The following is a 13,513-nucleotide window of genomic DNA, read 5'->3' as shown; positions in this document are numbered from 1 at the left end:
AGGAACCTTGCAGGCATCGAGCTGCTGCATGAAGGCCCCCAGCGGCCACTGGGGGTGGGCCTCAATTTACCCAAACACGGCAGGAATTATCCATACAAGCGCAGGCACGCGACGCCTACGGCATTGCGGCTTCGCCTCCATTCCGTAGCCGCGCATGCTGGCTGACGTTATAGGGATTAAGGAGTCTTCGTGATCGAATGGGTTTTGGTGCTCACTATGCACATCGTTGCAGAGAGGGGCGGCTCTATGCCCGATGTTCAAATGCAAACTGTTGATGGGTTCACTTCGTCGGCAGCATGTGAGAACGCAGGCGAAAGAATTGGTAAAGCGTTAATCAAACAGGTCGGTAAACATCGAGATCAGCAGAACATTGACCGGCGCGGTGGGATCGGTTTTCCATCAGTTTACACTGAATGTCTCAGGGTAAATAAGTAACCACTATAACAATGCCATTAAGTCTGTACTGGGCTAATGGCCCTCCACCGGACGCCCCTGTTGGGCCGCCGCTTATGGCTGGCGTTATGTGTGAATGCGAACTGTTCTCCATAGGGCTCCTAAGGCATGAAATTCTCGAAGTATAACGAGTTTGATCGACTGGAAATCGAGGCTCTTTTTACCCGGACGTTCTCTGATTCAGAAGGTGAACCCGAGGGAAAGCTGATTGGGCATTTGGTGCATAAGTTGATGAACGGGAGCAAAACCGATGACATTTTCGGGTTCATCGCTGCGGAGCAAGGACAGATAGTCGGCTGTATCTTTTTCACGAGATTGTCGTTCGGCTCCCCCATAAAGGCTTTTATGTTGTCACCGGTAGCCATTGAAACAGACCATCAGGGCAAAGGCATTGGCCAAAAACTGATTAATATTGGCATTAAGCGCTTACGTGAACTGGGTGTCGAATTCATTTTTACCTATGGTGATCCGAACTACTATTCAAAAGTGGGTTTCGAACACGTAGCTCAAGAGGTTGCGGAAGCGCCGTTTAAACTAGCCCATCCAGAGGGTTGGCTGGGGCAGTCTTTGGATGGAGGCAGTCTTGAGCTCCCACTGGGACAGGCCTGTTGCGTTGAGGCATTCAATGATCCCCAGTATTGGTAAACCTATCTACTGGTCTAGGAATCACATAACCATTCCCGTAAGGCGGAGGTCTCTGACGGGCCACCGCTTCGCTCCGCGTTAAGTGTCAAAGGATTGAACGATGCAAGGTGAATGTCTCTGCGGAACCGTGAAATTCGAAATTGATGAAGAGATCCGGAATCTCTACCAATGTCATTGCTCGCTGTGCCGTAAGGCAACAGGGGCAGCCGCTAACGCTGCCACGTTTGTGCAGGGTTCTAGTTTTCGTTGGATTTCAGGTCAAAGCGAGATCCGGTCGTACCAAAAGCCAAGCGGTTTCCGGAGCGATTTTTGTTCGAGCTGTGGGAGTCCGGTTCCGAATAGCCTGCGGGGCACCGAGATGGTTTGGGTTCCAGCCGGTTTGCTCGATGAATTGGCTGCATCAAGGGTTTCTGTTCACCTCCATACAGCATCTGCTGCGCCATGGGAGCAAGAATCTGCAGAGAGCGTTCGATTGGAGGGCGGCCCTGAGAGCCAGGAATCACTTAACAAATTGTTGTAGTACGTTCCGGGCCTCCGGCCCTACACCAGACGCCCATTTCGCTGCGCTACATGTGCGCCGCTAAACCAACACGTTACGAGTTCTAGGGAGCAACCAAATGATTCGCGATTATCGGGCAGCCGATATCGATCAAATCCTGGCAATCTGGCTGTCTGCATCGATCAAAGTCCATGACTTCATCGAATCTGCGTTTTGGAAATCGAAGATTAGCGAGATGCGTGAGGTATACATCCCTGCATCGGAGACGCTCGTGTATGAAGCTGAGGGAGAAGTCGTTGGGTTCTATAGCCTATACGAGAACAATCTTGCTGCGATTTTTGTGGCACCAAGCTCGCAGGGCAAGGGGTTGGGCTCAGTCTTGCTTGATGATGCTAAGAATAGGCGGGAGAGCTTACAGCTCACTGTTTACAAAGAAAATACTCCGAGCATCAAGTTCTATGAGAAACACGGGTTCACTTTACTTGGAGAGCAAATCGATGAGCATACCGGGCACCCTGAGCTCATCATGGAGTATCACTCGTAACAAGGCGCAGCAGTGCGCGGCCGTTGGCCGCCGGACGCTCGTAAACTCGCGCTGCTGTGCTTTGCGTTAGCAGCTACATCTTCCTTCCAAATCTTGCGAATTGAGTAAAAAAGAAATGATTTGTACTCATGGACGAGTTTGAATTCGACTAAGCCAAAAGCCAGGCCAATCTGGACAAGCACGGTATAGATTTCGTTGCTGCCCAAGGGCTGTGGAAAGACCCTTACATGCTGGAGATCCGCGCAAAATCAGAGGATGAGCCGATGTTTTTGCTGATAGGCAAGATTGATGAAAAGCACTGGTCGGCTGTCGTCACATACAGGGATGCTCGTATTCGTCTGATTTCAGTCAGACGTTCCCGTTAGAAGGAGGTTGAGCTCTATGAAAGCTAAAGACTTCGACAAAAAATTTGAGGAAGGTCAGGAAGATATTGTTGATGACCTGGACCTTTCCTCTGCTCGCCGCGTTAACCAGGAACACAAGCGAATCAACGTCGATTTCCCCGCTTGGGTTGTGGAGTCGTTGGATCGTGAGGCTGCGCGCATTGGCGTTACCCGCCAATCGATCATCAAAGTGTGGCTGGTGGAGCGTCTTCAGGCAGAATCTGCTAACAAGCCGCTCAATGGTGACGCCGCAGGCGGCGCACATTAGCGGAGCGTTGTACGAGTAGAGCTTGATGAATTTCGAGATTGGACGATCAGAGGATTTTTTAGTCGAGCACTGTTATTCCTGTGCGGTTCCCGGCTATTTGATCGTGTCTCCATTAACTGCGGTCCGATCTCTGGATGCTCTGCCAGGTCGGTCGGTTGAGAACCTTGGCCCCTTGTTAGCCACTGTCACCTCTCTGGTGAAAGAAGCCGTGAATCCCTTGCGTTGTTTTGGATTGGGCCAGGGACCGTTATCGTTGTTCCAAAGAATCAGTTAATCATCTGGCAGGAGGCAGTAGTGATCACTTTTGGAAGGATCGTCATCCTTGTATACGACTATGAGGAGGCTCTGGAGTTTTATGTTGAAAAGCTTGGTCTGGTTCTTTCGACGGATTTTGAGGCTGGAGAGCGTCGCTTCGTTCATTTGTGCTTTCCAAGCCAGAGGGACGCCGGCGTATGGCTGTTGAAAGCAGAAACCGAGAAGGATGTAGCTGTTGTTGGTCAGCAGGCGGGCGACCAACCTATTGGAGTCCTCTATACAGATAACTTCTACAATGAGTTTGATCGGCTGCAAGGATCGGGGGTTCAGTTCCTGGAGCAGCCGATAGAGGCTGACGGAGCAATTTCTGCTCACTTCGTGGATTTGTATGGGAACAAGTTTGTACTTGTTCAGGTAGAGAATGCATGACCAAGCAAGCATGACCATCCCCATCAAAGATATAACAGCCCCCGACATCTCCTGTTCCAATTGTCAGGCCTGTTGTTGCCGGCTGGAAGTCATGATAATTTCCGACACGGGGGTTCCCGGGCGGCATATAGCTGTGGATGAATGGGGTGGGGAAACCATGCTGAGGCTGGAGGACGGCTGGTGCTCTGCGATAGACCGGGATACCTTCATGTGCACCATTTATGAAAATCGGCCGTGGATTTGTCGGGAATTTGAAATGGGTTCCGACGAATGTCTCGATGAAAGGGCAGAATGGGCGTTATTGGTTGCCGGCAAAGGGTAGTTATGAACAGGGAACATGTGGATGTATTGATTGTCGGTGCCGGTGTGTCCGGCATCGGTATGGCCTCTCATCTCAAGCGGGAGTGCCCGGGCAAGTCCTTTACCATTCTTGAGCGCCGGGAGTCCCTGGGTGGCACTTGGGATCTTTTCCGTTATCCCGGCATCCGTTCCGACTCCGACATGTACACCTTCGGCTATAACTTCCGCCCCTGGACCAGTGGCAAGGTGCTGGCAGACGGTCCTGCCATCAAGCAGTACGTGAGTGAAACCGCATCGGAAAACGATATCGAAAAGCACATCCACTATGGTATTGCGGTGAAACGGGCTGAATGGTCAGGCACTGACAGGTGCTGGACACTGACGGCAGTGAAAGAGGCCACAGGCGAGCTCCTCACCTTCACCGCCGGGTTCATGATTGGCTGCACGGGTTATTACAATTATGACGCCGGTTACAAGCCCGACTTTTCCGGCGAGGACAACTTCCAGGGCCAGATTGTGCACCCCCAGCACTGGCCGGAACACCTGGACTACGCCGGCAAGCGCGTGGTGGTGATTGGCAGCGGTGCCACCGCCATAACGCTGGTGCCCACCATGGCGGAAGAAGCTGAACACGTCACCATGCTGCAGCGTTCGCCCTCCTATCTGATGCCGCTGCCGTCAAAGGACAGGTTGGCGATGTTTTTCCAGCGAATGCTGCCGGCAAAACTGGCCTATCGCCTGACCCGGGCCCGGAATGTGGCGGTTGCCCGTTTTCTGTATAACCGCTCCCGCAAGAATCCGGGGATCATGCGCCGGCTGATGCTGAGCCTTGTGCGCCGGCAACTGGATGGCAAGGCCGATATGAGCCATTTCTCCCCCAGTTACAATCCCTGGGATCAGCGCCTTTGCGTGGTCAAGGATGGGGATCTGTTCGGCGCCATCCGCGCCGGCAAGGCATCGGTGGTGACGGATCATATCGAGAGCTTCACGGAGCAGGGTATCCGCCTGAAATCCGGCCAGGAGCTGGCGGCGGATATCATCATTCCGGCCACGGGGCTGGATATCCAGATGCTCGGGGGTATGGATCTGGTGGTTGATGGCCAGCCCGTGGTTCTGCGGGACAAGATCATCTACAAGAATGTGATGGTCGAGGGCGTGCCCAACGCCGGCATGATTTTCGGTTACACCAATATTTCCTGGACCCTGAAAGTGGATATTGCCGCGGAGTACCTGTGCCGTCTTCTGAACTATATGGATGCCCATGGCAACCGGGTCTGTGTGCCCAGGGATACCGGCGACAGCCGTGGCGAAGGCACGGTGATGGGCGGGCTGGATTCAGGATACATTCGCCGTGCGGATGACCGCCTGCCACGCCAGGGTTCCCATGGCCCCTGGAAGGTCACCCAGAATTACCTGGCAGACGTGAAAACCCTGAGATTTGATCCGATTGAAGACGGGCATATGGAATTCGATGGTATTCGGCCAGTGGAAGATGCGACGAGCCGGACCGGTTTTCTGCGGCCTCTGAAGTCTGCCCTGTTCGGTTCCTGAGGCCGGTTCAGTCCCTGCCCGTTCACATTCGGATGTACACTTTGTCTGTATTGTATGGCAGGCTCCTTACTCGATTTTCAACAGGCAAAGATGTATGTCCTCCAGTAACAACAAGAACAGCAGGCCCCTGTGGCACCCTGCGTTCTGGCCCTCGTGGCTCCTCGTGTTCACACTGTATCTGCTTTCCCTGTTGCCGATGACGGTCAAGCAGCGCCTTGGCCGGCGGCTGGGCTGTTTTCTGGAAGGTAAACTGAAATCCAGGGCCAGAGTGGCCAATACCAATATCGCCACCTGTTTTCCGGATCTGGACGAAACGGCCCGCGAACAGCTGGTGCGTGATAATTTCGTGGCCTGTACCCGTGGTTTTCTGGAAAGCATTCATGCCTGGTGGCGGGATATGTCGGGTTATTGCGAGGGCGCCGAAGTTCACGGGCTGGAGCACCTGAGAGAGGCTCAGGCCAGAGGCAAGGGGGTGCTTCTGATCGGCGGGCACTACAGTATTTTCGACTTTGCGTTGCCACTGATTGCCTGCCACCTGAACAAGCCGGGTTACATGTACCGTCCGAACAACAACCCTGTGATTGACCGAATGATTGAAAACGGTCGCCGGCGGCATTTCGGAATTCGGCCCTTTACCAAGCGGGAGCTTCGGCCACTGGTGTCGTTCCTGAAGAAGGGTGGTGAAGTCTGGTTCGCCTGTGATCAGGATTTCGGTAAGAAGACCGAGCTGTTTGTGCCGTTTTTCGGTGTGGAGGCGGGGTGTATCAGCTCTCCCAGTTATATTGCCCGTGTATCCGGGGCCTCGGTTCTGTGCGTCAGCCATCTGCGCATGCCGGATGGCAGCTACAGGGTCACGTTTTCCCCCATCCAGGAGCACTTCGGCGCAGACAAGCAAAAGGACACCGAAACCTGGAGCCGCTATATCGAAGAAACCATCACTGAACAGCCAGACCAGTACCTGTGGCTGCACAAGCGCTTCAAGACCCGCCCGGAAGGGGCGGAAAAGGTCTACTGAGGATATGCACAAGCAGTTCGCTGCATAATGACCTATCCTGTGAACAGTCGTTCAAACATAAGGAGACATCAATGGTTTCGGTATTCAGGGGTCTGGTAGCGGTGTTGGTACTGGCTCTTCCGCTGTCCGCAATGGCAGCAGAGGGCATGGTAGAGGTAAGAAGCAGTCACAGTGCCGGGGAGACGGCCGACAAGCTGGTTTCTGCCCTGGAAGACAAGGGCATGACGGTGATGAATCGCATCAACCACGCAGAAGGTGCTGACAAGGCGGGGCTGGATCTGCGTCCCACCGAGGTGGTGATTTTCGGGAACCCCAAGGTGGGTACGCCACTGATGCAGTGTGCCCGGAGTGTCGCTATCGATCTGCCGCAGAAAGCTTTGATATGGGAAGACAGCGAGGGCAACGTCTGGCTGGCATACAACGACCCGGAATACCTCAAAAAGCGCCATAACATTGAAGGCTGCGATGAGGTGATTGAAAAAGTGAAGGGTGCGCTTGCCGGCTTTGCCAAAGCTGCCACGGAATGATGAAGGGGATTCCCGCCATCCTGTCAGCGGGAATCCAGTGAGTTCAGGGGCGCGGGCCCATCATCCGTTCCATTGCCTGTGGATTGGGCATGCCCTGCACCATGGAGACCTTGCCGTCTTCTCCCTTGTAGAGGGTGCTGGGTGTTGCCTGTAGGCCCAGTTCCTGCATCAGGCTGTTGTTGGCTTTCACCTCGAGGTGGGCAGCACTGACCCGCTCGCGGTCTACCTCGATGCCTCCCTGCTCGAATGACTCGTGATGTTCGTGCAAGGCCTCTTCCGGATTTTCGCTACCGAGAATGGTGGCTGCTTTGGTCAGGCTGTCCTCTTTAAGAATACCCACCATGATATGGCGCAACTGTACCTTTCCGGCCTCTATCCAGGGCTCCGCCTGCTGGCGGAAACGATAGCAGTAGGGGCAATTGGGGTCGGTGAAGGTATAAATGACGATGTCGGCGTTTTCGTCACCGTCCAGGACCCATTGGCTGTCTTCCAGTTCCGGCCAGGCATTTTCGAACCTGGGGCCTTCGACAAGTTCCTGGATGCTGGCCTGGCTGAGGTTTTTACCCTCCTCGTCCATCATGGTGCCAACAATCACGTGATCGCCATCGGGTGTCAGATAGAAGGCCAGCGAACGGCCCTGCATTTCGCCAACATAACCGGTCATGCCTCCGGGTGCGTCAAAGCTTTCGATCACTTTCACCCCCTGCTGTTCCAGTTTCTGGATGGCGGGCGGATAGTCCTGTGCCTGAACACTGGCTGCAAAAAACGCGGTGGAGATCAGGGCGCTTTGCAACAGGCGTCGTAGCGGGGGCTGGGTCATCGGGATGTTACCTCCTTTGAAGCTGATGATTCGAGATGGCTGGCGTCGAAGCGCTCAAGGCCCCGGGCCAGGCTGGCTCTGGAAAGTTCGCCCATGTGGCTGTCCACCAGTTTGCCCCGGGCGTTGTAGAACAGGGTGGTCGGCAGGCCCTGGCTGCCGGTGGCACGGCCGAAGCCGCCCTGGCGGTCACTGAGCACGTGGTCAAGATCCAGATTCTGTTCGCTGAGAAACCGGCTGATGGTTTCCGGATCCTCACCCTGGTTGGCAAAGACAAAGTTGACCCCGGGGTAGCGGCCCTGGGCGTCTTCCAGTACCGGCATCTCGCGGATGCAGGGCGGACACCAGGTGGCCCAGAGGTTTACCACCGTGGGTTGCCCCCGGGTAAGGGAGTCAAGGCTGACCGGTTGATCGTCCAGATCGGTCAGGGCAACGTCCGGCAGTCCCCGGGTCTGGTTGTTGATCAATGTGATGACGCCGGTGGTGAAGGCCCATGTCATCAGGCCGGCGGCGACTGCGTATCCCAGTGGCCGCCGGATGTTGCTGCGTCGCCACAGCAGGTAGCCGGTGAAGATCAGCGCCAGCACCAGGCCTGAGACCACATCGAAGCCACCATCGCGAATGTCGATAATGCCCAGCCAGTCGCCCTGATAATGTTCGGAGTAGCGGACCACGAATCCGGCCCGGGCACCGACCATGGCGACGAGGAAAATATCGGCCAGGGAACCGGTTATCGGTTGATTGTGTTTGCGCCCGGCCAATGCCCCGACGATCAGGGCAATGATAAAAGCCAGAATCAGCAGGACATGTCCTATTGAAAAGCTGAAGGGACCAACGCCTAGGCTCAGCACGACTTCTCCGGTCATCGGGTGGGTTTTGATCAGGGTATGGCGGCTAGTGACCGGTGACATGGATGGGAGTTCCCTTTTTCACTGAAAAATAAAAAGCACCCTACTCAAAACCACCTATGGCTATTTCCCCGACCCTCTGTTACCGTTTCGTTCATCCTGCCTCTAGGGATTTCCGCAGTTCAAGGCTTTTAGCCCAGTGCGAACCATCCATACGACCTGTCAGAGGACGTCGCCCCGTTAACGGAGTGTGACTGTAGTCGTCTTTTATTCCATGAATCTTCATGGCATCTGCCCGCATTCGCCAAAAACGGTGTTCGTGGAGGCAGAATAATCAAGAGTTGATCTTATATGAGTTTTTCTTCACTCGGTTTGTCCGAGCAGCTGGTCCGTGCCACTACCGACCAGGGTTACGAAACACCTTCTCCGATTCAGGCGAAAGCGATTCCCGCCGTACTTTCCGGCAGGGACGTGATGGCGGCTGCCCAGACGGGCACCGGTAAAACCGCAGGCTTCACCCTGCCACTATTGCAGCGTCTTGCGGAGAACCCCCGCACCGGCAAAGGCCCGCGCGTACTGATTCTGGCTCCCACCCGCGAGCTGGCAGCGCAGGTACACGACAGTGTGGCCCTGTACAGCAGGTATATGCCCACCAAGTCCGCCGTGGTTTTCGGTGGTGTGAAAATCAATCCGCAGATGATGAAGCTGCGCAAGGGCCTGGACGTGCTGGTGGCTACACCCGGCCGGTTGATGGATCTGTATCAGCAGAACGCCGTTCGCTTCAATGAAGTGGAAATTCTGGTTCTGGACGAAGCCGATCGCATGCTGGACATGGGCTTTATCCGTGACATCCGCAAGATTCTTGCGCTGCTGCCGGCCAAGCGACAGAACCTGCTGTTCTCCGCTACCTTCTCCAACGAGATCCGCACGCTGGCCGAAGGCCTGCTGGATAACCCGGTCCAGGTTGAAGTCGCCGCCCGTAACACTGCGGCAGAGAGCATCAAACAGTCTGTTTACCCGGTTGACCAGAGCCAGAAAACCGCCCTGTTGAGCAAACTGGTGCGTGACAATGGCTGGGAGCAGGTGCTGGTGTTTACCCGTACCAAGCATGGTGCCAACCGCCTGACCCAGAAGCTGGAGCGTGACGGTATTACCGCTGCCGCGATCCACGGCAACAAGTCACAGGGTGCCCGCACCCGTGCGCTGGCGGACTTCAAGCAGGGCGAAGTGCGTGTTCTGGTGGCCACTGATATCGCCGCTCGCGGCCTGGATATCAAACAGTTGCCCCAGGTGGTGAACTTCGAGCTGCCTAACGTGCCGGAAGATTATGTTCACCGTATTGGCCGTACCGGTCGTGCCGGCGAGAGCGGTCACGCGCTGTCCCTGGTCAGTGCTGATGAAGGCAAGATGCTGGCGGGTATCGAACGCCTGCTGAAGAAGCAGTTGCCGCGCAAGTCAATGGATGGCTTTGAGCCTACCAATAATCTTCCGCTGAAGCCCAAGGCCAAGGCGGACCCGAGTCGTGCCCGTAATCGCAACGGTAACGGTGGTGGCAACGGCAAACCTGCCGGCAATGGTCGCAGCTTCGGTGGCAAGCCGGGCGGCCGGAGTGGTGGCCGCAGCCAGAATGCCAGCGGTGGCCAGGCACGGCGCTCGCCCCAGCGCGAAAGCGCCTGATTCAGCTTTCTCCATAAAAAAGCGGGGCCCGCAGGCCCCGCACTGGAGGACGTACCATCCAAAAACCTCACGGTAGTGAGGTTTTTGGTGTTTACGTTTATCAGAACTTGTAGGTGAAGCCTACCATGTAGACCATGGGGTCGATTTCAACTTCGAATTCATCGGTTTCGGTGCCGTCTGCGAGCGTAATCTGGGCATCTGAATTGATGTCAGCCCACCAGACAGCGGCATTCAAACCGAAATTGTCGCTAAGCATGTAATCCATTCCCACTTCAACTGCTGCGCCTACGCTATCATCCAACTCAAGCTCTCCAAGCCCGGTTTTTTCCTCAAAGAATGTAGTGTAGTTCACGCCCACGCCTGCATATGGTTGGAAATTGGAGGAGCTTGCCATGGGGAAGTATTGTAACGTAACCGTCGGCGGAAGGTGTTTGGTCTCGCCAGCGTCTTCTCCATCAAGGACCCCACCTTTGCCAGTAATATCGTGCTTGAATGGTGTAGCAGCAAGAACACCGATTCCCAGATTACTAGTGGCCATATAAGTGGCACGAATGCCCAGCTGGGAATTGGAATCTACCGCAACCCGCTGGTCTCCGAGAACGCGATCGCCATTGATAGTAATGACATCACTAGAGTCATCCGGCGCCACATGCGCAACACCAGCACGCAGAATGAAATCGCCAGCCTCAAAAGCCTGAGCAGCAGGGGCCGCTGCCATAACCGCTGCAGCAAGAACACCAAGCTTGAATGTACGGGACATATTTTTCTCCTTGAACCTTAATAAAAGATGAACTCAGATTAATGGCAACGGAGAAAGTAAACTTGATATAGCGCAAGTGAACCGGAGCCGGAGCACCAAGTTCACCGGGAGATTGATTCAGCTCAAAAAATTGTCAGAAGTGAGTACCAGTACGGCTTGTCAGCCTGCTTTCTTTTTGCTGCCTGACGGGCTTCTGGCATTGTTTTCTTCCGGGACGAACACATCACGAACCGTGAGTGGCTTGCCGTCGGCATCCTGAACTTCCACAGGGCGGATGGTTCTACCAGTTTCGCGGTCCCGCAGATCCAGGGGTTCCTGGTCCGGTGCCGGGTTCCATTTATCACCCCACTGGCGCAGGGCAATGACGATAGGAAAGAGGTCCCGGCCTTTTTCGGTCAGGCGATACTCGAAGCGTGAACCGTGTTCGCCCACCTCCACTTTTTTCAGCACCTCGTTATCCACCAGGCGTGCCAGCCGGTCACAAAGAATATTCCGGGCAATGCCCAGTTCCTGCTGGAAGTCGACAAAGCGGCGGGTGCCATACATGGCGTGCAGCACCACAAGCAAAGACCACCAGTCCCCGACTTCGTTCAGGGCCCGGGCGACGGAGCAACTCGAATCATCAAAACGTTTTCTGGCCATAACGTGCAGTCTACCGAATAGGGTTGCATTTTAAAACCAGATTCAATAAGGTTGCTTAAAGAAACCAGATTAGTGAGGTTGCGAATTACCATGAGCATGAATCTTGGCCCTTTGTTTGAGCCCTTTGAAATCCATAACCTGACCCTGCGCAATCGCGTTGCCATGGCCCCGATGACCCGCAACTTCTCTCCGGGCAATGCACCCAATGAGCAGGTGGTGGATTACTACCGGCGCCGCGCCGAAGGTGGTGTTGGCCTGCTGATCACCGAGGGCACGACCGTCAACCACCCGGGTGCCAACGGTTACCCGAACGTACCCTTTTTCCATGGCGACAAGGCCCTTGCCGGCTGGAAAGACGTTGTCGATGCCGTTCATGAAGCCGGTGGCGCCATCTTCCCCCAGCTATGGCATGTGGGGGCGGTGCGCAAGGAAGGCACGGAGCCGGACCCTTCGGTACCTGGCTACAGCCCGTCCGGCCTGTTCGCGCCGGGCAAGCCCAATGGCAAGGCCATGACCGTGGAAGATATCGCCGATGTAGTGAATGCATTCGCTGACGCCGCCCAGGACGCCAAGGCCCTTGGTTTCGACGGTGTAGAGATTCATGGCGCCCATGGCTACCTGCTGGACCAGTTCCTGTGGGAGGGCACCAACCAGCGTGATGACGAGTACGGCGGCAGCATGGAGAATCGTCTGCGCTTCGTGGTGGAGATCATCGAAGCCGTGCGTTACCGCGTGGGCCCGGACTTCCCCATCATGCTGCGCTTCTCCCAGTGGAAACAGCAGGACTACGAGGCGAAACTGGTGAACAGCCCGGAAGAGCTCGAGCAGTTCCTGAAGCCGCTGGTTGAAGCCGGCGTTGATATTTTCCATGCCTCCACCCGCCGTTTCTGGGAGCCGGAATTCGAGGGCTCCAACCTCAACCTGGCGGGCTGGACCCAGAAGCTGTCCGGCAAACCCACCATGTCAGTCGGCAGCGTCGGCCTGACCGAGGATTTCATCAGCGGCACCTTTGCCAGCAAGAAGGAAGCGGTGGAGCAGTCCGGTATCGATGAACTGGTAGAGCGCATGAACAACAAGGAGTTCGAGCTGATTGCCGTTGGCCGGGCCCTGCTGCAGGACCCGGAGTGGCTGGTGAAAGTGAAAGAAGGCCGTATTGCCGAAGTTGAGCCGTTTGCAAAGAAATCGCTTATGAAGCTTTACTAAGCTGAAATAGTCGCCCATGGTCAACTGAATGAAGCATGGGCGACTTCGAATTTAATAGAAAGACATTCTACTTTCTCAGCTCAGCCAATTCGTTGGCAACAATATTTAGTGCAGATCCCAAAATTATCAGTCCTATATAGGCAATTAGATCCGAATTTTGGCTGGTGGAATCAATTAAGCTAACAATTATTCCGATGGTAGCTAACAGTAAACTTACATATCCAAGCCCTTTTATTGCTTGAATGTTATATCTCTTACTTTTCAAGTAGCACCTCACAGAACTTTTTCGCGGTGCGTGACCACGGGTCACGCACCGCAATTCTTCTTTTGATCAGAACGCTCGTCCTGTGTGGGGGTTGGATTGGCTTAACTGGCTGGCCTGCTGGGTACTATCCCAAACCCAATCGTTGATTTGACTTCCATATTTATTATGGATGGCTGTCCCCATGGTATAGCCTGCTGTTGCCGATGCTAGAATTGGATTACCGCGAGAAAGTGTAGTAGCGAGAGAGCCAGCGGCTATTACAAGTTCTGAAGAACCGCCGCTTACCTTATTAATATCGATTTCATTTAGTTCATACATTTTATCTTCCTTTATGGAAGGTCTGAATAACTGCTGATATTTGCCGATCTTGGGTTTAACCGGCAAAAAATCGAAGATTCAGACACTATTTTCCCGTTATTTGTGTGTTTCTTG

General features: G+C 54.7%; 17 protein-coding genes and 1 pseudogene. 13 read left to right on the top strand and 5 right to left on the bottom strand.

What is annotated here, in order from left to right:
• Positions 1 to 189 precede the first annotated feature (189 nt).
• The 11 genes and pseudogenes from HLUCCO03_RS12430 (at position 190) to HLUCCO03_RS12390 (ending at position 6,869) form a co-directional block, all read left to right on the top strand.
• Positions 190 to 435: a hypothetical protein gene (locus tag HLUCCO03_RS12430; protein WP_027830198.1), complete on the top strand. Its 246-nt coding sequence runs from the start codon at positions 190 to 192 to the stop codon at positions 433 to 435.
• A 126-nt stretch (positions 436 to 561) separates the two neighbouring features.
• The gene (locus HLUCCO03_RS12425; RefSeq protein ID WP_027830197.1) at positions 562 to 1,098 is read left to right on the top strand and encodes a GNAT family N-acetyltransferase; all 537 of its coding nucleotides are present in this window, start codon (positions 562 to 564) and stop codon (positions 1,096 to 1,098) included.
• 100 nt (positions 1,099 to 1,198) lie between these two features.
• Positions 1,199 to 1,618 (top strand): GFA family protein, encoded by a 420-nt coding sequence (locus tag HLUCCO03_RS19420; RefSeq protein WP_081813466.1) that lies wholly within the window; start codon positions 1,199 to 1,201, stop codon positions 1,616 to 1,618.
• A gap of 97 nt (positions 1,619 to 1,715) precedes the next feature.
• On the top strand, positions 1,716 to 2,141 hold the full coding sequence (locus HLUCCO03_RS12420; protein WP_027830196.1) for an N-acetyltransferase: 426 nt from the start codon (positions 1,716 to 1,718) through the stop codon (positions 2,139 to 2,141).
• Positions 2,142 to 2,305: 164 nt separating this feature from the next.
• Positions 2,306 to 2,506 (top strand): annotated as a pseudogene (locus tag HLUCCO03_RS19415) (BrnT family toxin); the annotation flags it as partial.
• Between the two features lie 16 nt (positions 2,507 to 2,522).
• The gene (locus HLUCCO03_RS12415; protein WP_027830195.1) at positions 2,523 to 2,792 is read left to right on the top strand and encodes a hypothetical protein; all 270 of its coding nucleotides are present in this window, start codon (positions 2,523 to 2,525) and stop codon (positions 2,790 to 2,792) included.
• A gap of 294 nt (positions 2,793 to 3,086) precedes the next feature.
• Positions 3,087 to 3,476, top strand: coding sequence for a VOC family protein (locus HLUCCO03_RS12410; protein WP_027830194.1), 390 nt, complete (start codon positions 3,087 to 3,089; stop codon positions 3,474 to 3,476).
• 10 nt (positions 3,477 to 3,486) lie between these two features.
• On the top strand, positions 3,487 to 3,798 hold the full coding sequence (locus HLUCCO03_RS12405) for a YkgJ family cysteine cluster protein (protein WP_027830193.1): 312 nt from the start codon (positions 3,487 to 3,489) through the stop codon (positions 3,796 to 3,798).
• A 2-nt stretch (positions 3,799 to 3,800) separates the two neighbouring features.
• The gene (locus HLUCCO03_RS12400) at positions 3,801 to 5,327 is read left to right on the top strand and encodes an NAD(P)/FAD-dependent oxidoreductase (RefSeq protein ID WP_027830192.1); all 1,527 of its coding nucleotides are present in this window, start codon (positions 3,801 to 3,803) and stop codon (positions 5,325 to 5,327) included.
• A gap of 94 nt (positions 5,328 to 5,421) precedes the next feature.
• Positions 5,422 to 6,342 carry a lysophospholipid acyltransferase family protein gene (locus HLUCCO03_RS12395; RefSeq protein ID WP_027830191.1) on the top strand — a complete coding sequence of 307 codons (921 nt, stop codon included), beginning with the start codon at positions 5,422 to 5,424 and terminating at the stop codon, positions 6,340 to 6,342.
• Between the two features lie 71 nt (positions 6,343 to 6,413).
• Positions 6,414 to 6,869, top strand: a complete 456-nt coding sequence (locus HLUCCO03_RS12390; RefSeq protein WP_027830190.1) for a DUF302 domain-containing protein — start codon at positions 6,414 to 6,416, stop codon at positions 6,867 to 6,869.
• A gap of 43 nt (positions 6,870 to 6,912) precedes the next feature.
• Here HLUCCO03_RS12390 and dsbG read toward each other — a convergent pair whose 3' ends face one another.
• Together dsbG and HLUCCO03_RS12380 are read right to left on the bottom strand one after the other, a co-directional pair.
• Entirely contained in the window at positions 6,913 to 7,689 is a 777-nt protein-coding gene (dsbG, locus tag HLUCCO03_RS12385) for a thiol:disulfide interchange protein DsbG (RefSeq protein ID WP_036197100.1), read from the bottom strand.
• The gene (locus HLUCCO03_RS12380) at positions 7,686 to 8,597 is read right to left on the bottom strand and encodes a prolipoprotein diacylglyceryl transferase family protein (RefSeq protein ID WP_367142362.1); all 912 of its coding nucleotides are present in this window, start codon (positions 8,595 to 8,597) and stop codon (positions 7,686 to 7,688) included. Before HLUCCO03_RS12380 ends, dsbG begins: the two co-directional genes overlap by 4 nt.
• Positions 8,598 to 8,885: 288 nt before the next feature.
• Here HLUCCO03_RS12380 and HLUCCO03_RS12375 point away from each other — a divergent pair, with 288 nt between their 5' ends.
• Complete coding sequence (locus HLUCCO03_RS12375; RefSeq protein ID WP_027830187.1) at positions 8,886 to 10,211, top strand: DEAD/DEAH box helicase; 1,326 nt, start codon at positions 8,886 to 8,888, stop codon at positions 10,209 to 10,211.
• A 100-nt stretch (positions 10,212 to 10,311) separates the two neighbouring features.
• Here HLUCCO03_RS12375 and HLUCCO03_RS12370 read toward each other — a convergent pair whose 3' ends face one another.
• Positions 10,312 to 10,971, bottom strand: a complete 660-nt coding sequence (locus HLUCCO03_RS12370) for an OmpW family outer membrane protein (RefSeq protein ID WP_027830186.1) — start codon at positions 10,969 to 10,971, stop codon at positions 10,312 to 10,314.
• Between the two features lie 159 nt (positions 10,972 to 11,130).
• A complete protein-coding gene (locus HLUCCO03_RS12365; RefSeq protein WP_027830185.1) occupies positions 11,131 to 11,613 on the bottom strand; it encodes a helix-turn-helix domain-containing protein in 483 nt (160 codons plus the stop codon).
• Between the two features lie 90 nt (positions 11,614 to 11,703).
• Between HLUCCO03_RS12365 and HLUCCO03_RS12360 the strand changes: the two genes are divergently transcribed.
• Positions 11,704 to 12,816, top strand: coding sequence for an NADH:flavin oxidoreductase (locus HLUCCO03_RS12360; RefSeq protein ID WP_027830184.1), 1,113 nt, complete (start codon positions 11,704 to 11,706; stop codon positions 12,814 to 12,816).
• Positions 12,817 to 13,147: 331 nt separating this feature from the next.
• On the opposite strand, the gene HLUCCO03_RS12355 is transcribed toward HLUCCO03_RS12360, so the two are convergent.
• Positions 13,148 to 13,399 (bottom strand): hypothetical protein, encoded by a 252-nt coding sequence (locus tag HLUCCO03_RS12355; protein ID WP_155939843.1) that lies wholly within the window; start codon positions 13,397 to 13,399, stop codon positions 13,148 to 13,150.
• Positions 13,400 to 13,513 lie beyond the last annotated feature (114 nt).

Source organism: Marinobacter sp. HL-58 (assembly GCF_001314605.1).
Classification (GTDB): domain Bacteria; phylum Pseudomonadota; class Gammaproteobacteria; order Pseudomonadales; family Oleiphilaceae; genus Marinobacter.
This window is presented reverse-complemented; position numbering and strand designations above follow the sequence as displayed.